This window comes from Nocardioides jiangsuensis, assembly GCF_019679455.1.
GTDB lineage: Bacteria > Actinomycetota > Actinomycetes > Propionibacteriales > Nocardioidaceae > Nocardioides_C > Nocardioides_C jiangsuensis.
This window is the reverse complement of sequence record NZ_JAIEZQ010000001.1, coordinates 1,258,399-1,278,988: the sequence shown is the minus strand read 5'-3', so window position 1 is coordinate 1,278,988 and position 20,590 is coordinate 1,258,399. Positions and strand designations below refer to the sequence as shown.

The following is a 20,590-nucleotide window of genomic DNA, read 5'->3' as shown; positions in this document are numbered from 1 at the left end:
ACAAGACGGAGGCGTGACGGCCGCACGACAGGAGAATTTCCGGCGTCGAGCGGACGGCCACCCGGTCGTGCTTAAGGATTTGCGGATTCGAGCAGGGCATCGGCCGCGGCCACCTGGTCCTGCTCACTCTCGAACTCCGCGTCGAGCCGGTCGTGGGAGACCACCGACTGCAGCGCGCGCAGGGCGCCGCTGGCCTCGTGGCCCCATGAGGAGACGTAGGAGAACTGCCACCACCACAGCGCTTCGTCGACCCGCCCGGCGCGGAAGTGCCGCAGGCCGTGCGCGAGCGAGGTGGCGATGCTGGTCAGGTCGTCGGACAGCAGCGAGGGCGCGAGCTCCGGCGGGTCGACGTACGGGTCGAACACCTCGGTGTAGGCGTCCACGCCCTCGAGCAGCACCGCGAGGCGCAGCCGCATCGCGTCGAGGTCGGGGTCCGGACCGGCGTCGGGCTCGTACGGCTCGGCGGGCTGGAAGTCGGTCTGCACGCCGAGCCGGGCGCCCGCGAGGAGCACCTGGGAGACCTCGAGCAGCAGCAGGGACACCGCGTGACCACCGGCGGCCTCGCCGCGCGCGATCGCCTGCAGGGCCAGGAGGAAGCTCTCCACCTGGTCGGCGATCTGCTGCGCGAAGTCCTCGATGTCGCTGTGCACGGCCCGCTCGGCGCCCGCGGCGGGCGTCACGCTGTCCTCAGTCATCGACGGATCGTCTCCCTTCGAAGGCCCGTCCGAGGGTGACCTCGTCTGCGTACTCCAGGTCACCACCTACAGGCAGTCCACTAGCAAGTCGGGTCACGCGCAACCCCATGGGTCGCAACAGCCGGGTGAGATACGTCGCGGTCGCCTCGCCCTCGAGGTTCGGGTCGGTGGCCAGGATGACCTCGGTGACGACGCCGTCGGCGAGCCGGGTCATCAGCTCCCGGATCCGCAGGTCGTCGGGTCCGACGCCCTCGATCGGCGAGATCGCGCCGCCCAGCACGTGGTAGCGGCCCCGGAACTCGCGGGTGCGCTCGATGGCGACGACGTCCTTGGACTCCTCGACGACGCAGATCACGGCCGGGTCGCGACGCTGGTCACGGCAGATCCGGCACAGCTCGTCCTCGGCGACGTTCCCGCAGACCGAGCAGAACTTCACCTTGTCCTTGACGACGATGAGCACCTCGGCCAGCCGGCGTACGTCGACCGGGTCGGCCTGGAGGATGTGGAACGCGATCCGCTGCGCGCTCTTGGGACCGACACCGGGGAGCCGACCCAGCTCGTCGATGAGGTCCTGGACAACGCCTTCGTACATCAGAAGCCGAGCTGTCCGCCCGGCCCGCCGCCCTCGCCACCGCCGAGGCCACCGGCCAGGGGGCCGAGCTTCTGCTGCGCCAGCGCGTCGGCCTGCGACTTCGCGTCACGGTAGGCCGCGACGATGAGGTCCTCGAGGTCCTCGGTCTCGTCGGGGTCGAACGAGCCCTTCTTGATCGAGACGCCGACCAGGTCGCCGGTGCCGCTGACGGTCACCGAGACCAGGCCGTCGCCGACCGTGCCGGTGACGGTCGCCTCGGCGAGCTCCTCCTGCGCGGCCATCATCTGCTGCTGCATCTCCTGCGCCTGCTGCAGGAGCGCGTTCATGTCGAATCCGCCCTCGCCGAACGGGTTTCCCTCGGTCATGGCTGCCCTCTTGTCTCTGGTCGTGGTGTCGGTCGGTGGTGCCGGTGTGAGTCTGATGATGACCTGCCCGTGCCCGGTGCCGGGGCGTCCGATGCGGTTCGTCGCGGCGGTGTCGTGCGCGGCGCCGCGTCGGCTCCCCGTGGGAGGCTGCGGGTCAGTCGTGCCGGATCTCCTCGATGATCCGCGCCCCGAGCTCGCGCTCGAGGAGCTGGGCCCCGCCGAGACCGTGGTCGTCGGCGTCCGGGTCGTCGGGGTGCGCGTCGGTGTCGGACACCGACGGCCCCTTGGGACCGACCGCGCCTGCCGCCCGGGTCGGTTGGATGGCCTCCCGCGCGCTGGCGATGGCGCTGGGGTCGATCGGCTGCCGGGCAAGGTCGACCGGCGGCGGGACCGGCGGGCTGCCGGCGGTGCCGGGCGGGGTGTCGGCCGCGGGCGGCATCGCGGGGTCGGCGGTCGGGCCGGGAGTGGCGGACTGGTCCGGACCGGGAGCCGGCTGCTGCTCCTGCACCGCCGGGCGGACGACCCGCGGCTCGGAGGCGGGGTCGGCACCCGGCTGCGCGGACGGGTCGACGATCGCCTCGATCCGCCAGGACTGGCCGATCACGTCGATCGCGGCCTGCCGGAGGATCTCCTCGCTCCCGCCGCTCATGAACGAGTTGCGGGCGCCGGCGTTGACCAGCGCGATGGTGAGCGTCTTGTCGTCGACGGCGGCGACCTGGGCGTTCTGGCTGAGCAGGATCCAGGTGTAGCGGCGCTTGAGCTTGACCGCGTCGAGCAGGTCGGGCCAGAGCCGGCGGACCTCGACGAGGCCGAGGCCACCCGACGGCGCGGACTCGGCGGGCGCGGGCTGCTCGGGGGCCGGGGCGGTGGGTTGCGCCGGCTCGGGGGCGGTCTGCTCGGGTGCCTCCGGCGGGGCCGCGGGCCCCTGGGCGGCGGGCTGACCCGGCTGCGCGGGCGCGGGCCAGGCCTGCGGCTGCGAGCCGGAGGTCTGGACCGGCTCGGCGTCGCGCGGCTCCGCGGCCGGGCGGGGCGCACCCTGCTGTGCTGCGGGACCGTTCACGGCCCGACTCTCGGGCGCCGGGGCGCTCGCGGTGGGTGCCGCCGGTTGCTGCGTGGGGGCGGACGACGGCGGGGCGGTCTGCGGCTCAGGGGCGGCCGGCCGGCGTACGGCGGGTGCCTGCTGCGCGGGAGCGGCGGACGAGGGCACGCCGCCCTCGATCGACATCCGCTTCTCGATGCGGTCGATCCGGGCGAGCACGCCCTCGGTGGAGTCGTCGGCGCCGGGCAGCAGCACCCGCGCGCAGATCAGCTCCAGCAGCAGCCGCGGGGCCGTCGCGCCGCGCATCTCGGTGAGCCCGGCCGCGACCAGGTCCGCGGCGCGGGTCAGGTCGTGCCGGCCGAACCGGGCCGACTGGGCCACCAGCCGCTCACCTTGGTCCTCCGGTACGTCGATCAGGCCGGTGGCCGACGCGTCCGGGACCGCGGAGATGATCACGAGGTCGCGCAGCCGGCGCAGCAGGTCCTCGGTGAAGCGCCGCGGGTCCTGGCCGGTCTCGATGACCTTGTCGACCACGCCGAACACGGTGCCGCCGTCGTGCGCGGCGAACGCGTCGACGACCTCGTCGAGGAGCGCGTCGGGGGTGAAGCCGAGCAGCCCGGTGGTGAGCTCGTAGGTGACACCGTCGTCGCCCGCGCCGCCGAGCAGCTGGTCGAGGACCGAGAGCGTGTCCCGCGCCGACCCGCCACCGGCGCGCACCACGAGCGGCAGCGCGGCCGGGTCGATCCGGACCCCCTCCTGCTCGCACAGCTCAGCGAGGTAGGCCGACAGCACCCGCGGCGGGATCAACCGGAACGGGTAGTGGTGGGTCCGCGACCGGATCGTGCCGATGACCTTCTCGGGCTCGGTCGTGGCGAAGATGAACTTCAGGTGCGGCGGCGGCTCCTCGACGAGCTTGAGCAGGGCGTTGAAGCCCTGCGTGGAGACCATGTGCGCCTCGTCGATGATGTAGACCTTGTAGCGGCTGTTCACCGGGGCGAAGAAGGCGCGCTCGCGCAGGTCGCGGGCGTCGTCCACGCCGCCGTGGCTGGCGGCGTCGATCTCGATCACGTCGATGGAGCCGGGACCGCCGCGGGCGAGGTCCGTGCAGGAGCGGCACTGACCGCACGGCTCCGCGATCGGGCCCTTCTCGCAGTTGAGGGCGCGAGCCAGGATCCGGGCGCTGGTGGTCTTGCCGCAGCCACGGGGTCCGGAGAACAGGTAGGCGTGGTTCACCCGGTTGTTCGCGAGCGCCGAGCGCAGCGGCGTCGTGACGTGGTCTTGGCCGATGACCTCGGCGAACGTCTCGGGCCGGTAGCGGCGATAGAGGGCGAGGGGTGCTTCCACGTCTTGAACCCTAACTACCCGCACCGACGCCCGGTAGCCCGACCTCGCCGACGCGCGGGTGTCGTCGCGGGCGACCCGGACGCGGACATGAAAAGGCCCCCCGCGCACCCGAAAGAGCTCACTGACCCTTGCTGCCTTCCGGCCCTGGGGGAGTTGGGCGAGTTATCGCCGCACGGGGGGTTGCCCCAGAGTGTAGGACAGGCCGCGCGCGGCGCCCAACTCGGGCGGATTTCATCCTCCGGGCACCTGACCGGTAACCTCTCCGGCGGAGGATTCGCCTAGTGGCCTATGGCGCTCGCTTGGAAAGCGGGTTGGGTTAACGCCCTCAGGGGTTCGAATCCCCTATCCTCCGCCACGCCTCACCAGGCATCACGCCGGCTCGGTCCCCCAGGGGGCCGGGCCGGCGTTTCACGTCTCCGTCGTCGTCCCGGCTGCACCTGGAGCGTCCTCCACGACCCTCACCCCACTCGCTGCGCTGAGCACATCCTGCGCAGGACGAGGGTCTCCCGCCGTCACCCCCGCGGGGGGATGCGCCCGGCACGAGCGGTGACCATCGTGGCGGGCATGGCAGAACGCCACTGGGTCCGCATCCACTCCCACCGCGACCCGACCGAGTCGCCGCAGGAGGCCGAGGAGCGGCTGACCGCCGGTATCTACGGGGTGATCGTCAGCTCCGCGGTGATGACCGCCGCCCATGTGGACTCGGTGGGGCGCCTCGCGTTCTTCGTCCTGGTCACTCTGGGCATCTACTGGGCCGCCGAGCGCTACGCCCGGGTGATGGCCGCCCTGATCGCCCAGGGGCACCGGCTGTCGCGGCACCAGTTCCGCACGCTGCTCACCCACGGCTGGGAGATCGTCACCACCTCGGTGCTGCCGCTGGCCGTCCTGGTGACGACCGGGCAGCTGGGTGCCGACATCTCGACGTCGATCTTCGCGGCACTCGTCGTCGGCACCGCGCTGCTCTGCCTCGCCGGCTGGGAGGTGGGCCGGAGCGGGCACCTCACGTTCGGGGAGCGTCTGGCGTCGGCCGCCGTTGCGGGGATGTTCGGCGTCCTGATGATCCTGCTCAAGGCGCTGCTGCATTGAGGTCGCCCCGGCTCGCCGTACGTCGACCCGGCAGGTCACGGTGACCGAGGGACCCTGCCACCGGTACCGGCCGCTCGCGAGCGACGAGGCCCGCGCCCGCGACCGGGTCGTCGCCACGCTGCGTCGGCGCTTCCCGCTCGTGGCCCCGGACGTGGTCGAGGCCGAGGTTGCCGCGGCCTGGAGCGCCCTCGACGAGGCCACCGTGCGCAACTACGTCCCGGTGCTCGCGACCCGGGCGGCGGCGGACGCGCTCGGACGCATCCCTTCGCACACCGACCCCGCCCCGTCGTACTGACGGACCGCCTCGGACGCCGTACGGCGCACGTTCAGGCTCAGCCCTCGCGGGTCAGCTCGACGTCCTCGAACGTGACCGTCGCGCCCTCCGTCAGCGCCGGCTGCTCGGACTCCTCACCGTGCCGCAGGAAGGTGGGCGCACCGAGCGTGGCGCGCAGCGTGTAGCTGCCGTCGGCGGGCACGGAGAAGTTGTTCGCGTAGTGGAAGAAGGCGCTGTAGTAGAAGTTCAGGCGCTGCTCGTCGACCACCGCGCCCTTCTCGTCGATGACCTGGACGTTCACCGGGACGTCGGGGACGATCCGTCCGGTGGACGTCTCGGTGGGAATGATCTCGATGTGGTGGGTCTCGCCCGAGGCGGGCTCGCGGAACTTCTCGTGCTGCCCGTGGCCCTCGAACCAGGGCTCGGCGGCCTCCACGATGTAGGAGACCGTCCATTCTCCGGCGGTGGTCCGCCCGCCGCGCTCCTTCACCTCGTCGTCGAGCGTGCCGTACTGCTCGACGACCCCGTCCGGGACGGGCGAGGCGTGCTCCTCCGCACCGGCCTCCGCACCTCCGCAGGCAGCGAGGGCGAGCAGCGGGGTGGCGGCGAGGGCGAGGGCGGGTCGACGCATGGCAGGGATCCTCCGAGACGTTGGTTAGGTGAGCCTTACCTAATCAACCATCTCGACGGTTGTGCAACGTGAGCCCCGCCACCCGCCGTCCCGGCCGCGGCGCCCAAGGGCTCCGAGCGACGCCGCGCGGCCGCCCCGGGCCGGGCCCCTATGCTTGGCGCTCGTGATCTTCAAGCGCGTGGGCGACGGCCGCCCCTACCCCGACCACGGACTCACTCCGCGGGACTGGGCAGCGCTGCCGCCGCGGCAGGTCCGGCTCGACGAGCTGATCACGACCAAGGACACCCTCCAGCTGGCCGCTCTCCTCGACGAGGACTCCACGTTCTTCGGCGACCTCTTCGCGCACGTGGTCGAGTGGCACGGCGAGCTCTACCTGGAGGACGGGCTGCACCGAGCCCTCCGTGCGGCCCTCCACCAGCGCCAAGTCCTTCACGCCCGCGTCCACACCATGGCAGGCTGACCCCGATGGGAAGACAGCTCACGACCGCAGTGACCATGTTCGTGCTCGTCGGCATCCTTGTCGTCGGCGCGATCCTGGGCTGGCGCTCGCTGTTCGCCGAGCTGCCGGGGACCGCCACGGCCGGCGGCGAGACGTCCGCCTCCTGCACCACCGAGCCGATCAAGGCGGGTCAGCGGGTCCGCGCCGCCCAGGTCGAGGTGAGCGTCTTCAACGCCGGCACCACCTCCGGACTCGCCGACGAGACGCTGGGTCTGCTGCGCAAGCGTGGCTTCCAGCCGGGAGAGGCCAGCAACGCACCCTCCGACGCCGACGTGCGCCGGGTGCAGGTGTGGTCGACCATCGAGGACGACGCCGAGGCGCGGCTGGTCGCGCTGCAGTTCGGGAAGACCGTGAAGGTGACGTACTCCGACGTGGACCTCGGCCCCGGGGTCGACGTACTCGTCGGCGACGACTTCACCGGGCTGTCCAAGGCCAAGACCACGCTGCGGGTCAAGGCCACCCAGCAGCGCTGCGTGTCGCAGTCCCCCAACGCCTGACACGCCCTCCCCTCGTTGAGGCGTCACTCGTGCGGCGTTGAGGCGTCAGTCGTGACGCGTTGAGGGGTCAGTCGTGCGGGCCCGACCGCCGCCGACTCAGCTGTCGGACCACCACTGCGTGACACGACCCGACCGCGACACCTTCCGCAGCCGCTCCTCGGTCGCCTCGCGCAGCTTGCGGGGCGTGACCACGAGGAGGTCGTCACCGCGCCGCAGCACGGTCCGCCCGTCGGGCACCATGGTGTGCCCGTCGCGCACGATCAGCGACACCGAGACCCCGGCCGGGAGCCGCAGCTCGCTGACCTCGACGCCGTGCAGCCGGGACTTCCGGGTGATGTTCACCTGGAGCAGGTCCGCCGCGATCCGCTCCAGCGGCGCCGCCTCCACCTCGAGGTCGCGCGGCTCCTCCAGGTGCGCCACACCCAGCACCCGCGCCACCCACGGCAGGGTCGGTCCGGTCAGCAGCGTGTAGATCACCACCATCACGAACACGATGTCGAACAGCTCGGTCGACTGCGGGACCGCGTCGGCGAGCGGGATGGTGGCCAGCACGATGGGTACGGCGCCGCGCAGGCCGGCCCAGGAGACGAACAGCTGCTCGCGCAGGTCCATCCGCCCGACGAAGGAGCACGCGAAGACCGACAGCGGCCGCGCCACCACGGTGAGCAGCAGCCCGGCGAGGACGGCGACCGCCACGTGCTCCAGGGAGATCCGGCCGGGCGAGACGAGCAGGCCGAGCATCACGAACAGCCCGATCTGCGCCAGCCACGCCACCCCCTCGGAGAACGACCGGGTCGCGGTGCGGTGGGGCAGCTCGGAGTTCCCGAGCACGAGCGCCGCCGTGTAGACGGCGGCGAACCCCGACGCGTGCAGGGCGGCGCTGCCGGCGTACGCCAGGATGGTCAGGGAGAGCACCGCGATCGGGTACAGGCCGGACGACGGCAGCGCGACCCTGCGCATCACCCAGGCTCCGCCGAACCCGACGAGGAGCCCGCCGGCCACGCCGAGCGCCAGCTCGTAGAGCACGATCCCGACGAAGCCGATCACCCCGTGGTCCAGGGCCGCGCCGGTGCTGACCAGCGTCACCAGCAGCACGGTGGGGGCGTCGTTGAGCCCGGACTCGGCCTCGAGCACGCCGGTCAGCTGCCGCGGCAGCGGAACCCGGCGCAGCACGGAGAACACCGCCGCGGCGTCGGTCGGCGACGTGACCGCCCCGAGGAGCACCGCGAGCTGCCAGTCGAGGCCGAAGAGGTAGTGCGCGCCGACCGCCATCACCGTGACGCTGACCGCCACCCCGACGGTGGCCAGGGCGACCCCATGTTTCATCACCGGTCTGATCTCGCCCCACTGGGTGGTGAGACCACCCTCGGCGAGGATCAGCACGAGCGCGGCGAAGCCGAGCGCGTGCGCGACGTTGGCGTCCTCGAACTCGATCCCGAGGCCGGCCTCGCCGAGCAGGACGCCCATGAGCAGGTAGAGCAGGAGGCTGGGGAGGCCTACCCCGACGGAGACCCGAACCGCGAGGATCGCCGCGAGCATCACGACAGCCCCGAGCAGGAGGACCGAGTCCATCTGGTGGGCGTCGAAGCTCAAGGTCACCTCAGACGTCGTTTCAGGGCAGTTCGCTCATCCTAGTGGTCGGTTCGTCGCCCGGGCCGCGGTTGCCGCGCTGGTGGACCCGGCACGCACGACGCCTGACGCGGGTACGCCGGCCGTGCGATCACACCCGCGGCAGCGGGGTCATGCCGGCGGCAGCGCCAGGACATCGCGCAGCGCGTTCTCGATCCGGTCGCCCCGGTCGTGGTCGCCGATGTGGCCGGTGAGGAACGCGATCGCGTAGCGGCCGGTCTCGCTCCACCACCCGAAGCTCCCGCCGATCCCGCCCATCCCGTAGCCGTCGGGGTCGACCGCGACCCCGAGTCCCCAGCTGCGCTCACCGCCGAGGACCAGGTCCGGCCCGGTCCCGGCGGGCGCGGTCGCCTGTGCTCGCAGCTCCTCGGTGAGCAGCAGGCCCTGCTCGAGCGCGACGTAAAGGCCGGCCACCGCGCGGGCGGTGCCGTGCCCGTTCACCGCCGGCACCTCGGCGGTGCGCCACGCGGTCCCGTTCAGCACGGCCGGGTCGAGGGCGCCGGGCGGGTTGTCCAGCGCGCGGACGAACAGGTCGGAGCGGCCCTCGACGCCGGCCCGGCGGAACTCCTCGTCGAAGCCGGTCAGGTCCGCCACCCGCCCCAGGTCCTGCTCCGCCACCCCCACCTGGAAGTCCAGCGAGAGGGGCTCGCAGACCTCGTCCGCGAGGAACCGCCCGAGCGAGCGGCCGTCGGTGCGCCGTACGACCTCGCCGACGAGGTGGCCGTAGAACAGCGCGGACTCGCCGTGCGCGGTGCCCGGCTCCCAGGCGGGCGGCTGCTTCGCGAGGAGCGTGCACATCCGGTCCCAGTCGTAGAAGACCTCCTCGGGCGCGTCCTCGTCGAGCACGACCAGCCCGGACCGGTGGGCGAGCACCTCGCGCATCGTGGTCCGCGCGGCCAGCTCCGGCCAGTACGTCGTCAACGGGGCGTCGAGGTCGAGCACCCCGCGGTCGGCGAGCAGCAGCGCGCAGACCGCCGCGAACGGCTTGGTCACCGAGTACGGCATCACCAGGGTGCCCCGCGTCCACGGGCGGGTGTGCGCGGCGTCGGCCCAGCCGCCCCAGAGGTCCACCACCCACGAGCCGCCGTGCCACACCGCGAGCGAGGCGCCGGTCCCGGGCTGCTCCTCCAGGACGCGCAGGAAGGTGTCCCGGACGACGTCGAAGCGGGGGTCGTGCGTCCCCTCGAGCGGCAGGTCGGACATGGGCGCCACTCTCGCAGAGTGGATCGCGCTCCGCGGCCGATTCGCCCCGCGGCTACGGTGACCCGATGGAGCACACCCAGCAGCGCCTCGCGGTCGCGAGCCGGGCGGCGGTCCCTCCGTTCCACGTCATGGACCTGCTCGCCGCCGCGGCCGAGCGGGGCCGCACGCACGGGGACCTGCTGAACCTCGTGGCCGGCCAGCCCTCGACGCCGGCGCCGGTGCCGGTGCGCGAGGCGGCCAAGCGGGCGCTGGACCAGGAGGTGCTCGGCTACACCGTGGCGCTCGGCATCCCCGAGCTGCGCGAGGCGATCGCCGGCCACCACCGCCGGATGCATGGCCTGGACGTCGGGATCGAGGACGTGGTCGTGACCACCGGGTCCTCCGGCGGCTTCCTGCTGGCGTTCCTGGCCGCGTTCGAGCCCGGGGACCGCGTCGCGATCGCGCGGCCCGGCTACCCCTGCTACCGCAACGTGCTGACCGCGCTCGGCTGCGAGGTCGTCGAGCTGCCGGCCGGTCCGGACAGCCGCTTCCAGCCGACCGTGGCGATGCTCGAGGCGCTCGAGGAGCCGGTGCAGGGCCTCGTCGTGGCCAGCCCGGCGAACCCCACCGGAACGATGCTCGCCCCCGAGGAGCTCGCCGCGCTCGCCCGCTGGTGCGAGGAGCACGGCGTCCAGCTGATCAGCGACGAGATCTACCACGGCATCGAGTACGCCTCCCCCGCGCAGCACTCCTCCGCGTGGGAGACCTCGCGCGAGGCGGTCGTGTTCAACTCGTTCTCGAAGTACTTCTCGATGACCGGCTGGCGGATCGGCTGGATGCTGGTGCCCGAGCGGCTGCGCCGGGCGGTCGACGTACTCACCGGCAACTTCACGATCTGCCCTCCGGTGCTCGCCCAGCACGCCGCGGTGGCCGCGTTCACCGACGCGTCGTACGCCGAGGTGGACGCCCACGTCGCGCGCTACGCGCAGAACCGGGCGCTGCTGCTCGACGGCCTGCCGCGGCTCGGCCTGGACCGGCTCGCCCCCGCCGACGGCGCGTTCTACGTCTACGCCGACGTGAGCCACCTGGCCGACGGCACCATGGCGGCCGGGTCGATGGCACTGTGCCACCGGCTGCTCGCCGAGACCGGGGTCGCGACCGCGCCGGGCGTCGACTTCGACACCGTCGCCGGTGACCGGTTCGTGCGGTTGTCGTTCGCCGGCTCACCCGCCGAGGTCGGGGAGGCGCTCCACCGGCTGGAGGGTTGGCTGGCCCGCGGGTGAGCCGCGTCCGTCAGCGGTAGGTGTCGATCCGCTGCTGCGCCCGCTGCCGTACGACGGGCAGCTTGCCGTACAGGTTCGCGCCGGGGCAGGCCGTCTCGTTGGTGTCGCGGTGGCCGTCAATGACCGGGAGCCGCACCCAGGTGCCCGCGGGGTACCGGTCGCTGCCCTCGGAGAGCATCCGGACCCGGCCGACCGCGTTGCGCCGGTGCAGGTCCAGCTTCCAGGCGGTGAGCCGGGACAGGGCCCCGGTCAGCTTCGAGCCCGCGACCGCTTTCTCGTAGTCACCGATGGCGGCGACGCCGACCGTGTTGCGGTTGAACCCCAGCGTGTGGGCGCCGCGGACCGGCTGCATCACGCCGCCGGCCCGGCCGGCCCAGATCTTGCCGAACTTGTCGACCAGGAAGTTGTAGCCGATGTCGCTCCAGCCGAGCTGGTGGGTGTGGTACCAGTACATGCCGCGGATGATCCCCGGCACGTCCGCGCGGCCGTAGCGGTTGGACCCGGCGGTGTGGTGCACGTGCGCCTGGCGGATCGTCTTCGAGTAGACCGGGTCGGTCCCCCGCCAGTCGGGGTTGGCGCCCCACTCGGCGCGGCGGCGGATGTTCGGCATCGGGACGCCGGGGCCGGCCGCCGCGGCGGTCACGGTGCGGGCGGTGGAGGTCGTGATCGCGGCCGTCGTCGTGGTGCCCGAGGCCGTGCCGCTGCCCGTCGTACTGCTCTGCCGGAAGGCCGCGGGCTCGTCGGAGGGCTGGTAGCCGGGGTCGACCAGGACCAGTGCCAGCCCCGGCCGCGCGGTGTCCACACGGACCCGGACGGTGCGGGAGGGCCCGGCCCACAGCGGCTCGGTCGCCTTGCCGCCGCCGCCGAGCAGCGGGTGCGCGTCCTCCCAGTCCGACCAGACCCCGTTCGAGCGGTAGCGGACCTCGACCACGGGGTCGCCGCCGCGCTCCCAGCTCACGCCGAGCGTCTCGAAGGTGCGTGCCGTGCGCACCAGCTGCCCGCGCCGCGTGGCGGCCGCCTGCCCGAGCTCCACGTTCCAGCCGCGCACCGGGGTGGCCCGGCGCTGCTGTGCGGTGCGCGCCGCCAGGGACGGGGCGGCCTCGGCCGCACCCGTGAGCGGGGTGTGCTTCGGGGCGGGACCGGTCAGGGCGTGGGCGGGGGCAGTGGAGGCGACGGGCGCCGCCACGAGCAGCGCGGCCGCGACCGCTACGGGCCTTCTGACCATGGTCGGGTCCTCCGGAAACACGAGCGGGCTTTGGGACGTATGCGACCTATGTTGCAGGTGGTACATACGGGTCGTCCAGTTAAGTCCGCTTTGTTCGCGGGGCGGGGAGGCTCGCCGACAGGGGTCAGAGCACGCGAAAGCACCGCGCGGGGGATTCCGGCGCGGTGTCAGGAGACGGGGTCAGGGAACGGGGTCAGGAGACGCGTCAGGAGACGCGCCCGCCGCGTGGATCGGCGGCGGGCAGACGAAGGGGCGCCCCCTGCGGGACGCCCCTTCCTGGTCGGACGGCCTTCAGTCGGGCTGCGCCGAGACGCGGGGCGAGCCCGTCACAGGCGTCCGGACCGGCTCGGCCGGCGGCATCCAGACACGGCAGTCCGCGATGGTGCGCCGGAGCAGGTCGAGCAGCAGCGCGTCGGAGTCCGGCACGCATGCGTTGGAGATGCCGACGACCGCGTTGTGGACGATCGTGGGGGCGCTGCGCTTGGTGAACGACTTCGTCGGGCCCCGGCCCATGCGCAGGAAGTCCCTGGCCCAGCGCTCGGCGTCGGGTACCTCGGCGAGCGCCTTGGCCGACTCCGGGGAGACGTGGTCGCGCGGCAGGTCGTCGAGGTCGGCGAGCACGGCCTCGCAGCACAGGATGCCGACCGCGGCGACCCGCTGCCGCGAGGCGGAGACGAGGGGCAGAGCGGTGAGCGCCGCCTGGCGGGCGATCTGGGCGTCCACCCGTGGCCCCCCGCCGACCACGCCGATCACCTGCGGGATCAGGGGCGTGAGCTCCTGGCGTACGTCGTCGCCGACGTGGTCGTTGACCGCGCGGGCCATCACGGCGAGCAGCGGATGCGTGCACCGGGGGTGGTCGGACCACTTCTCTCCGGCGAGGAAGGACGCCATCTCCATGAAGCAGGCGCCTTTGCGGGCGTGCCGGTGTCGTCCAGGCGACAGCAGCGGCATCACGTCTGGGGTGCGGTGGGCCATGGCGACCAGCTCCCGGATGAGGGTGAGTGACCCTCATCAGTGTGCGCCCGTTCCCGGCGGAACGAAAGACCCCGGTTGGGGGTCCTGAGCCCCCTGCTTGCGCCGTTTTCGGGCGCTCGTTCCGTCCCCACGGCACATATGTGCGGTTGTGGCACGGTCTGCGGTCCGGGACGTGTCACAACCGGGACACGTGTGCCGTTGTGACGTCGCCCCTGGTCGGCGCAGGGCAGGATGAGGCCGTGCTGCAGAACAACGAGCGCCGCCTGGTCGAGGCGGCCGAGGCCGCCGTACGGTCGCTGCCCGACGGGGACACCCACACCGTCGCCGCGGCCGCGATGGACACCCAGGGCCGGGTGTTCACCGGCGTGAACGTCTCCCACTTCACCGGCGGGCCCTGCGCGGAGCTCGTCGCCGTCGGGGCCGCCGCGGCGGCGAACGCCGGCCCGCTCCTCACGATCGTCGCAGTCGGCGACCGCGACCGCGGCGTCCTGGCGCCGTGCGGCCGCTGCCGACAGGTGCTCCTGGACCTGCACCCCGAGGTCTTCGTGGTGGTGCCGACCGAAGACGCCGGGCTGGTGACGCGGCCGGTCCGCGACCTGCTCCCGTACAGCTACGTCGCGACACACCCGACCGGCTGATTCCTGGCCGCGCGACGGAGCAGCGATCAGTTTCGCGGCTTGCCCGAGTCAGCATTCGGTAGGACCCGACCTACTCGAACGAGGGGAGACTGTCCATGTCCAGAGTCGACCTGGCTCCGGCCGCCGGCGAGGTGGCCCGCCTGCTGAACGGCGTCCGAGACGACCAGCTGTCCGACCCGACTCCCTGCCAGGACACCCCGGTGGCGGCCCTGCTCGACCACCTGATGGGGCTGTCGCTCGCCTTCACCTGGGCGGCACGGAAGACCGGCCCTCCCGCGGGCGTCACGTCACCGCCACCCGGGCTGGCCAGGGCCGAGACCCTTGACCCTGACTGGCGGGCACAGCTTCCGCGACGTCTCACCGAGCTCGTCGAGGCGTGGCAGGCGCCTGCGGCATGGGAGGGGATGACCGAGGCCGGCGGTGTCCAGCTACCCGCGGAGGTGATGGGCGTCGTGGCCCTCGACGAGCTGGTGCTGCACGGATGGGACCTGGCCCGCGCGACCGGCCAGACCTTCCGCTGCGACCCGGCGAGCACGTCGGCGATCCTCGCGTTCACCCGCGAGTCGGCCCAGCCGGAGCGGGCGGCCAGCCGGGAGGGATTGTTCGGACCCGTCGTCGACGTCCCTGCGGACTCCTCGGAGCTCGACCGGGCTCTGGGCTACGCCGGGCGGGACCCTGCCTGGACCCGCACCGCGGCGGGCTGATCCCCTTCGGAGGCTTTGCTCGTCGTGGGGCTAGTCGATGGGTCGGCGTGCCACCACGGAGAAGACATGCCGATGCTGGAGTCCTCGGGCGGACATGTCGGCCTGCTCGATGGTGTCGAACTCGACCACGGACAACGGTTCGAGCAGACCGCGCGCTTCCGCTTCGGTATGCGCGGCGATTCGGGGGTGACTCGACATGGTGTCTCGGTCGCCGAAGAGTTCGCAGCCGATCCAGCCGCCGGGCACCAGCGCCGACATGAGGTTCGCCCAGAGCTGCGGGAACGCGTCTCCGGCGTAGGGAAGTGACCAGGCGGCATGGACGAGGTCGACCTCGGAGAGTGCGTCGATGTCGGCGAAGTCGGAGGTGAGAATGCTGAGCCGCGCGGCGTTCTCCTCGGACAGACGCTGCGTGAGCAACTCTGCTGCCGTCGGGTCCGCGTCTATCGCCAGGACGCACCAGCCTCGACGTAGCAGAGCCTCCGTCTCGACCCCGGAGCCGAAGCCGAGATCGACAGCGAGACGCCCATGCCCGTCCCCAGCGTGCCCGAGCATCGACTTCACGAGTGCACGGGGCTCCCGATCCACCTGCGTGGCGTTGTAGCGGCTCCAGCCGTCAGGCTCGTCCATCACCGCCATGCAACGTGCCCCCGTCCCGAGTTCTGGTTGTGCGTCACGCCCTCGTGTGCGTCTCGGTCGGATCAGCCTAGGACCTGGATGGGACGGGACGGATCGGCACTCTGCCGCGAGCCATGCGGACCGGGAAGGAGCCCGGAACGCAACAACGCCGCCCCGTGAACCCGTTTTCGGGCCACGAGACGGCGTCGCTGGGACTTTCGTCTCTCAGGCTACGGATTTGCTCCGAAGCCCACTGGCGGTGGCGGAGGGATTTGAACCCTCGGTGGGCTTGCACCCACAAACGCTTTCGAGGCGTTCTCCTTAGGCCGCTCGGACACGCCACCGCCGAAGAGGGTACTAGACCGGCTCGGCCACGATGAAATCGAGGTCAGTCCCGCACCCGGTGGGTGGCGAAGAACTCGTGGAGCAGGCTCGTGGCCTCCTCGGCCAGCACCCCGGGGACCACCTCCGGGCGGTGGTTGAGCCGGCGGTCGCGTACGACGTCCCACAGCGACCCGACCGCACCGGCCTTGTCGTCGTACGCCCCGAACACCAGCCGGTCGACCCGTGACAGGACGACCGCACCGGCGCACATGGTGCACGGCTCGAGCGTGACCACGATGGTGCAGCCGTCGAGGCGCCACTCGCCGCGCGCCCGGGCGGCCTGCCGGAGCGCGACCACCTCGGCGTGCGCGGTGGGGTCGGCGTCGGCCTCGCGCTCGTTGTGCCCGCGACCGATCACGGCGCCGTCCGGGCCGAGCACGACCGCGCCGATCGGTACGTCGTCACTCGCGAGCGCGGCGCGCGCCTCGTCGAGGGCCTCCCGCATCGGGTCGACCCAGGCGTCGTACCCGGCCATCAGGGCGCTGCGACCCCGACGGCCTCCTCGAACTGGGCGCCGAAGCCCAGCTTGGTCGCGATGTCGCCGAGCATCTCGTCGGGGTAGAGCTCGTACTCGTCGAGCAGCGCGCCCATGTCCATGGCGCCCATGCCGAGGTCGGCGACGATGCCGAGGTCGCCCGCGGGCACCTGGTCGTCCTCGTCGTCGGGCAGGGGCAGCTCGAGGTGCTCGACCGCGGAGCGCGCGACCGGCCAGTCGGTGGCGGCGGTGATGTCGGAGAGCAGGATCCGGGTCTCGGCCCCGAGCACGCGGACGATCAGGAAGAAGTCCTCGTCGACGGAGAGGAGCCCGAGCGAACCGCCGTCCCCGGGCCAGCGGCGCAGCTCGGCGGCCAGGCTGTCGAGGTCCTCCACCGTGTCCTCGGCGAGGGGCTCGACCTGCCAGGTCCCCTCCTCGCGGTAGGCGACGACGGCGAAGTCGATTCCGTCGGCGATGGCTTCGGACTGCTCAGACATACTGCCCTCCCTGCTCGGTCACGCGTGGAGTCTGCTGTCGTGCCTCGATCCGCGATGCATGCACAAGGGTGACAGGTTCCCCGGGGTGGCACCACCACCGTTTCCGCCGCGCTGGACCATCCCCTAGGTTTGCGCCATGCGGATTCACGTTGCCGACCACCCGCTGGTCGCCCACAAGCTCACGACGCTGCGCGACGAGCGGACCGACTCGCCCACCTTCCGCGGGCTCGCCGACGAGCTCGTGACCCTGCTGGCCTACGAGGCGACCCGCGACGTGCGCGTGGAGACGGTGACCGTGCGCACCCCGGTGGCCGAGGCGCAGGGCACCCGGCTGGCGGCGCCGAAGCCGCTCGTGGTGCCGATCCTGCGCGCCGGGCTGGGCATGCTCGACGGGATGATGCGGCTGCTGCCGACGGCCGAGGTGGGCTTCCTCGGCATGGTGCGCAACGAGGAGACGCTCGAGGCGTCGACGTACGCCGAGCGGCTGCCCGACGACCTGTCCGGCCGCCAGTGCTACGTGCTCGACCCGATGCTCGCCACCGGCGGCACCCTGGCCGCGGCGATCAGGTTCCTGGTGGACCGCGGCGCGGACCACATCACCGCGATCTGCCTGCTGTCCGCGCCCGAGGGCTGCGAGCGGCTGGAGAAGGACCTCGACGGGCTCGACATCCCGGTCACCGTGGTGACCGCGGGCATGGACGAGCGGCTCAACGAGAAGGGCTACATCGTGCCGGGCCTCGGCGACGCCGGGGACCGCCTGTACGGCATCGCCGGCTGACGCCAGGCGCGACCGCCCGACCGCCCGACCCGCCCGAGCGGGCCGACGGCCTCAGAAGTCGAAGATCGGCACCACGCCGGTCGCGACCAGCACCATCAGCAGCACCACGAGGATGCCCAGCACCGCGTAGCTGTACCCCTTGGACCTGGTCTCGTCGTCGGGCTCGGGCGCGTCGTACTTGTGACCGCCGTCCATGGTCGTCCTCCATCGGGGAGAGGGTTCGCGGGGTCTGCCCCACGAACGGTTTGTACCCGGACAACGAGGACGGGTGACCGCGGGTTACACCAGAGGCCGCGCGGGCTCCGTCACAGTCCCTTCACCGCGCTGAGCAGCTTGCCCAGCGTGTCTTTGGCGTCACCGAAGAGCAGCGTGGTCTTCGGGTCGAAGAGCAGCTCGTTCTCGATCCCGGCGAACCCGGGCCGCATCGACCGCTTCAGGAACACGATCTGCTGCGCCTCGTCGGCGTTGAGGATCGGCATCCCGTAGATCGGCGCCCCCGGCGTGGTCTTCGCGGCCGGGTTGACGACGTCGTTCGCGCCGACGACGAGCACCACGTCGGTCTGCTTGAACTCGCCGTTGATGTCGTCCATCTCCTTGAGCTGCTCGTAGGGCACCTGCGCCTCGGCGAGCAGCACGTTCATGTGGCCGGGCATCCGGCCGGCGACCGGGTGGATCGCGTAGCCGACCTCGATGCCGCGCTCCCCGAGCACGTCCACGAGCTCGCGCAGCGTGTGCTGGGCCTGGGCGACCGCGAGCCCGTAGCCGGGCACGATGATCACCTTGTGCGCGTAGCCGAGGAGGATCGCGACGTCCTCGGCGCCCGCGGAGCGGACCGGACGGTCGGAGGCCACGCCGGCGCCGAGCGTCGACCCGCCCTTGAGCGCGCCGAACAGGATGTTGCCGACCGACCGGCCCATCGCGGCCGCCATCAGCTTGGTGAGGAAGGTACCGCTGGCCCCGACCAGGGTGCCGGCGACGAGCAGCACGGTGTTGTCGAGCACGTAGCCTCCGGCCGCGACGGTGAGTCCGGTGAACGCGTTGAGCAGCGAGATCACGATCGGTACGTCGGCCCCGCCGACCGGGAGCACGAGCAGGACGCCGAGCAGCAGGCCGATCAGGGCGAGCAGCACGCCGGTGGGTACGGCGGGGTCGGTGACCGTGAGCACGGACAGCACCACCCCGCCGAGCAGCGCGGCCGCGAACGCCACCGGAAGGCCCGGGAACACCACCGGGCGGGAGGTCATCAGCTCCTGGAGCTTGGCGAAGGTGACCAGCGAGCCGGAGAACGACACCGACCCGACCACGATCGTGAACGCCGTCGCGGCGAGGGTGAAGCCGCCGACCTCCTCCCCCGCGCCGGCGATGTCGCCGAGCTCGAGGAGCGCGACCAGGGCCGCGGCGCCGCCGCCGACCCCGTTGAACAGCGCCACCAGCTGCGGCATCTGGGTCATCTGCACCCGCTGCGCGCCGACCGCGCCGACCACCGAGCCGACCGCGATCGCGAGCAGGATCCACACCAGGTGGTCGAGCTCGGCGTAGAAGAAGACGGTCACGCAGGCCAGGACCGCACCGAAGGCGCCGAGCAGGTTGCCCTTCCGGGCGTGCTTCGGCGAGGACAGGCCCTTGAGCGCGAGGACGAAGCAGACCGCGGCGACCAGGTAGGCCAGCTGCGCCCAAACCGGGGTGCCGGTCATCGGGTCACCCCTCCCGCGCCGTTCTGGTCGGCCTTGGGCACCGGCCGCTTGCGGGTGAACATCTGCAGCATCCGGTCGGTGACCACGAAGCCGCCCACCATGTTCACCGTGGCCAGCACCACCGCGGCCAGCCCGACCGCGAGCTCGAGCCCGCTCTCGGCGTACCCGGTGACCAGGATCGCGCCGAGCAGGATGATCCCGTGGATCGCGTTGGCGCCGGACATCAGCGGCGTGTGCAGCGTCGAGGACACCTTGGAGATCACCTCGACCCCCACGAAGACGCTGAGCACGAAGATCGTCAGCCAGACGACGGGCTCGCTCATCACTGCACCCCTTCCAGGAGGGCTCTCGTGGGCTCGTGACGGACCTGCCCGCCGTGGGTGACGCAGGACCCGGCGACGATCTCGTCGTCGAAGTCGGGGTCGAAGGCGCCGTCCCTGGTCATCAGCGTCACGAGGTTGACGATGTTCTGCGCGTAGAGCTTCGACGCCGGCCCGGGCATCTGGCTCGGCACGTTCGCCCCGCCCCAGACCTGGGCGTTGCCGATCCGGACCACCTGGCCGGGCACGGCGCCCTCGACGTTGCCGCCGCTCTCCGCGGCGAGGTCCACCACCACCGACCCGGGTCTCATCTGCTCGACCATCGCCGCGGTCACCAGCAGTGGCGCCTGCCGGCCGGGGACGGCGGCGGTCGTGATCAGTGCGTCGGCGTTCGCGATGTACGGCGCCAGCAGGTCACGCTGCCGGGCGGCGCGGTCCTCGGTCATCTCCCGGGCGTAGCCGCCCGTCCCCTCGAGCGTCTCCAGCTCCAGGTCGATCGCCACGGCGCCCATGGAGCGGATCTCCTCGGCGGCGGCCGCCCGGACGTCGTACGCCCTGACCACCGCACCGAGGCGCTTGCAGGTCGCGATCGCCTGGAGCCCCGCGACCCCGGCGCCGAGCACGACGACCTCGGCCGGTGGCACGGTCCCGGCCGCGGTCATGTTCAGCGGGAAGAACCGGCGCAGCAGGCCGGCGGCGACGATCGCGCAGCGATAGCCCGACACCAGCGACTGCGAGGACAGCGCGTCCATCGACTGGGCCCGGGAGATCCGCGGCACCAGCTCCATCGCGAACGCGGTCACCCCGCAGTCGCGCAGGTCCGCGACCAGCTCGGGCGACTGGGTGGCGGGCAGGAAGGACAGGGTGGCGGTGCCGGCGGCGAGCCGGCGTACGGCGGAGGGCTCCAGCGGCTGCACCGAGACCACCAGCGCGGCGCCGTGGAAGGCGTCGGGGGTGACCTGCGCACCGGCGCCCTCGTAGTCCTCGTCGGAGGCGAGCGCGCGTTCCCCCGCCCCGGGCTCGACCGCCACCTCGTAGCCGAGCGCGGTCAGCTTGCCGACCAGCTCGGGAACCATCGCCACGCGGCTCTCGCCTTCGCGGACTTCCTTCGCCACAGCGATCTTCACCCTTGCGAAGTTAGAGCACGGCACCCCGCCGGGTCGCCGGTT

At 72.3% G+C, this 20,590-nt stretch carries 24 protein-coding genes, 2 tRNA genes and 1 other RNA gene; 9 read left to right on the top strand and 18 right to left on the bottom strand.

Annotated features, from left to right (window positions below):
* Positions 1-71: 71 nt before the first annotated feature.
* From K1X13_RS06010 to ffs, 5 genes are all read right to left on the bottom strand, one after another.
* Positions 72-695: a DUF5063 domain-containing protein gene (locus K1X13_RS06010; protein WP_221024058.1), complete on the bottom strand. Its 624-nt coding sequence runs from the start codon at positions 693-695 to the stop codon at positions 72-74.
* Positions 688-1,287 carry a recombination mediator RecR gene (gene recR, locus K1X13_RS06005; RefSeq protein WP_221024057.1) on the bottom strand — a complete coding sequence of 200 codons (600 nt, stop codon included), beginning with the start codon at positions 1,285-1,287 and terminating at the stop codon, positions 688-690. Before recR ends, K1X13_RS06010 begins: the two co-directional genes overlap by 8 nt.
* The gene (locus K1X13_RS06000) at positions 1,287-1,652 is read right to left on the bottom strand and encodes a YbaB/EbfC family nucleoid-associated protein (protein WP_221024056.1); all 366 of its coding nucleotides are present in this window, start codon (positions 1,650-1,652) and stop codon (positions 1,287-1,289) included. Before K1X13_RS06000 ends, recR begins: the two co-directional genes overlap by 1 nt.
* A gap of 154 nt (positions 1,653-1,806) precedes the next feature.
* The gene (locus K1X13_RS05995) at positions 1,807-4,035 is read right to left on the bottom strand and encodes a DNA polymerase III subunit gamma and tau (RefSeq protein WP_221024055.1); all 2,229 of its coding nucleotides are present in this window, start codon (positions 4,033-4,035) and stop codon (positions 1,807-1,809) included.
* Between the two features lie 91 nt (positions 4,036-4,126).
* Positions 4,127-4,217, bottom strand: an RNA gene (gene ffs / locus K1X13_RS05990) — signal recognition particle sRNA small type.
* An 85-nt stretch (positions 4,218-4,302) separates the two neighbouring features.
* Between ffs and K1X13_RS05985 the strand changes: the two genes are divergently transcribed.
* The 3 genes from K1X13_RS05985 (at position 4,303) to K1X13_RS05975 (ending at position 5,416) form a co-directional block, all read left to right on the top strand.
* Positions 4,303-4,390 (top strand) — tRNA-Ser (locus K1X13_RS05985).
* A gap of 209 nt (positions 4,391-4,599) precedes the next feature.
* Positions 4,600-5,121: a hypothetical protein gene (locus K1X13_RS05980; protein WP_221024054.1), complete on the top strand. Its 522-nt coding sequence runs from the start codon at positions 4,600-4,602 to the stop codon at positions 5,119-5,121.
* A gap of 40 nt (positions 5,122-5,161) precedes the next feature.
* Entirely contained in the window at positions 5,162-5,416 is a 255-nt protein-coding gene (locus K1X13_RS05975) for a three-helix bundle dimerization domain-containing protein (protein ID WP_221024053.1), read from the top strand.
* A gap of 37 nt (positions 5,417-5,453) precedes the next feature.
* Here K1X13_RS05975 and K1X13_RS05970 read toward each other — a convergent pair whose 3' ends face one another.
* Positions 5,454-6,026 carry a hypothetical protein gene (locus K1X13_RS05970; RefSeq protein ID WP_221024052.1) on the bottom strand — a complete coding sequence of 191 codons (573 nt, stop codon included), beginning with the start codon at positions 6,024-6,026 and terminating at the stop codon, positions 5,454-5,456.
* Positions 6,027-6,189: 163 nt separating this feature from the next.
* On the opposite strand from K1X13_RS05970, the gene K1X13_RS05965 reads away from it, so the two are divergent.
* Together K1X13_RS05965 and K1X13_RS05960 are read left to right on the top strand one after the other, a co-directional pair.
* On the top strand, positions 6,190-6,486 hold the full coding sequence (locus tag K1X13_RS05965; protein WP_221024051.1) for a type II toxin-antitoxin system VapB family antitoxin: 297 nt from the start codon (positions 6,190-6,192) through the stop codon (positions 6,484-6,486).
* Between the two features lie 5 nt (positions 6,487-6,491).
* Positions 6,492-7,022 carry a LytR C-terminal domain-containing protein gene (locus K1X13_RS05960; RefSeq protein WP_221024050.1) on the top strand — a complete coding sequence of 177 codons (531 nt, stop codon included), beginning with the start codon at positions 6,492-6,494 and terminating at the stop codon, positions 7,020-7,022.
* A 96-nt stretch (positions 7,023-7,118) separates the two neighbouring features.
* On the opposite strand, the gene K1X13_RS05955 is transcribed toward K1X13_RS05960, so the two are convergent.
* Positions 7,119-8,621: a potassium/proton antiporter gene (locus K1X13_RS05955; RefSeq protein WP_308249415.1), complete on the bottom strand. Its 1,503-nt coding sequence runs from the start codon at positions 8,619-8,621 to the stop codon at positions 7,119-7,121.
* A gap of 141 nt (positions 8,622-8,762) precedes the next feature.
* The gene (locus K1X13_RS05950; protein ID WP_221024049.1) at positions 8,763-9,854 is read right to left on the bottom strand and encodes a serine hydrolase domain-containing protein; all 1,092 of its coding nucleotides are present in this window, start codon (positions 9,852-9,854) and stop codon (positions 8,763-8,765) included.
* Positions 9,855-9,919: 65 nt separating this feature from the next.
* On the opposite strand from K1X13_RS05950, the gene K1X13_RS05945 reads away from it, so the two are divergent.
* Positions 9,920-11,116: a pyridoxal phosphate-dependent aminotransferase gene (locus tag K1X13_RS05945; protein ID WP_221024048.1), complete on the top strand. Its 1,197-nt coding sequence runs from the start codon at positions 9,920-9,922 to the stop codon at positions 11,114-11,116.
* Between the two features lie 10 nt (positions 11,117-11,126).
* Here K1X13_RS05945 and K1X13_RS05940 read toward each other — a convergent pair whose 3' ends face one another.
* Positions 11,127-12,341, bottom strand: coding sequence for an N-acetylmuramoyl-L-alanine amidase (locus K1X13_RS05940; protein ID WP_221024047.1), 1,215 nt, complete (start codon positions 12,339-12,341; stop codon positions 11,127-11,129).
* A gap of 291 nt (positions 12,342-12,632) precedes the next feature.
* Positions 12,633-13,316: a hypothetical protein gene (locus K1X13_RS05935; RefSeq protein WP_225914528.1), complete on the bottom strand. Its 684-nt coding sequence runs from the start codon at positions 13,314-13,316 to the stop codon at positions 12,633-12,635.
* 239 nt (positions 13,317-13,555) lie between these two features.
* On the opposite strand from K1X13_RS05935, the gene K1X13_RS05930 reads away from it, so the two are divergent.
* A complete protein-coding gene (locus K1X13_RS05930) occupies positions 13,556-13,954 on the top strand; it encodes a cytidine deaminase family protein (protein ID WP_308249414.1) in 399 nt (132 codons plus the stop codon).
* 95 nt (positions 13,955-14,049) lie between these two features.
* Positions 14,050-14,658, top strand: coding sequence for a TIGR03086 family metal-binding protein (locus K1X13_RS05925; RefSeq protein ID WP_221024046.1), 609 nt, complete (start codon positions 14,050-14,052; stop codon positions 14,656-14,658).
* A 30-nt stretch (positions 14,659-14,688) separates the two neighbouring features.
* On the opposite strand, the gene K1X13_RS05920 is transcribed toward K1X13_RS05925, so the two are convergent.
* The 4 genes from K1X13_RS05920 to K1X13_RS05905 form a co-directional block, all read right to left on the bottom strand.
* On the bottom strand, positions 14,689-15,285 hold the full coding sequence (locus K1X13_RS05920; protein ID WP_221024045.1) for a class I SAM-dependent methyltransferase: 597 nt from the start codon (positions 15,283-15,285) through the stop codon (positions 14,689-14,691).
* 242 nt (positions 15,286-15,527) lie between these two features.
* Positions 15,528-15,617, bottom strand: a tRNA-Ser gene (locus tag K1X13_RS05915).
* A 44-nt stretch (positions 15,618-15,661) separates the two neighbouring features.
* The gene (gene tadA / locus K1X13_RS05910; RefSeq protein WP_372450672.1) at positions 15,662-16,132 is read right to left on the bottom strand and encodes a tRNA adenosine(34) deaminase TadA; all 471 of its coding nucleotides are present in this window, start codon (positions 16,130-16,132) and stop codon (positions 15,662-15,664) included.
* Positions 16,132-16,629: a tRNA adenosine deaminase-associated protein gene (locus K1X13_RS05905; protein ID WP_221024044.1), complete on the bottom strand. Its 498-nt coding sequence runs from the start codon at positions 16,627-16,629 to the stop codon at positions 16,132-16,134. The genes tadA and K1X13_RS05905 overlap by 1 nt, the downstream gene beginning before the upstream one ends.
* Before the next feature lie 136 nt (positions 16,630-16,765).
* Between K1X13_RS05905 and upp the strand changes: the two genes are divergently transcribed.
* Entirely contained in the window at positions 16,766-17,407 is a 642-nt protein-coding gene (gene upp / locus K1X13_RS05900) for a uracil phosphoribosyltransferase (RefSeq protein WP_221024043.1), read from the top strand.
* A gap of 51 nt (positions 17,408-17,458) precedes the next feature.
* Here upp and K1X13_RS05895 read toward each other — a convergent pair whose 3' ends face one another.
* The 4 genes from K1X13_RS05895 to K1X13_RS05880 form a co-directional block, all read right to left on the bottom strand.
* On the bottom strand, positions 17,459-17,602 hold the full coding sequence (locus K1X13_RS05895) for a hypothetical protein (RefSeq protein WP_221024042.1): 144 nt from the start codon (positions 17,600-17,602) through the stop codon (positions 17,459-17,461).
* 110 nt (positions 17,603-17,712) lie between these two features.
* Positions 17,713-19,101 (bottom strand): NAD(P)(+) transhydrogenase (Re/Si-specific) subunit beta, encoded by a 1,389-nt coding sequence (locus tag K1X13_RS05890; RefSeq protein WP_221024041.1) that lies wholly within the window; start codon positions 19,099-19,101, stop codon positions 17,713-17,715.
* Positions 19,098-19,424, bottom strand: coding sequence for an NAD(P) transhydrogenase subunit alpha part 2 (locus K1X13_RS05885; RefSeq protein ID WP_221024040.1), 327 nt, complete (start codon positions 19,422-19,424; stop codon positions 19,098-19,100). Before K1X13_RS05885 ends, K1X13_RS05890 begins: the two co-directional genes overlap by 4 nt.
* Positions 19,424-20,548, bottom strand: coding sequence for an NAD(P) transhydrogenase subunit alpha (locus K1X13_RS05880; RefSeq protein ID WP_221024039.1), 1,125 nt, complete (start codon positions 20,546-20,548; stop codon positions 19,424-19,426). Before K1X13_RS05880 ends, K1X13_RS05885 begins: the two co-directional genes overlap by 1 nt.
* Positions 20,549-20,590: the final 42 nt, after the last annotated feature.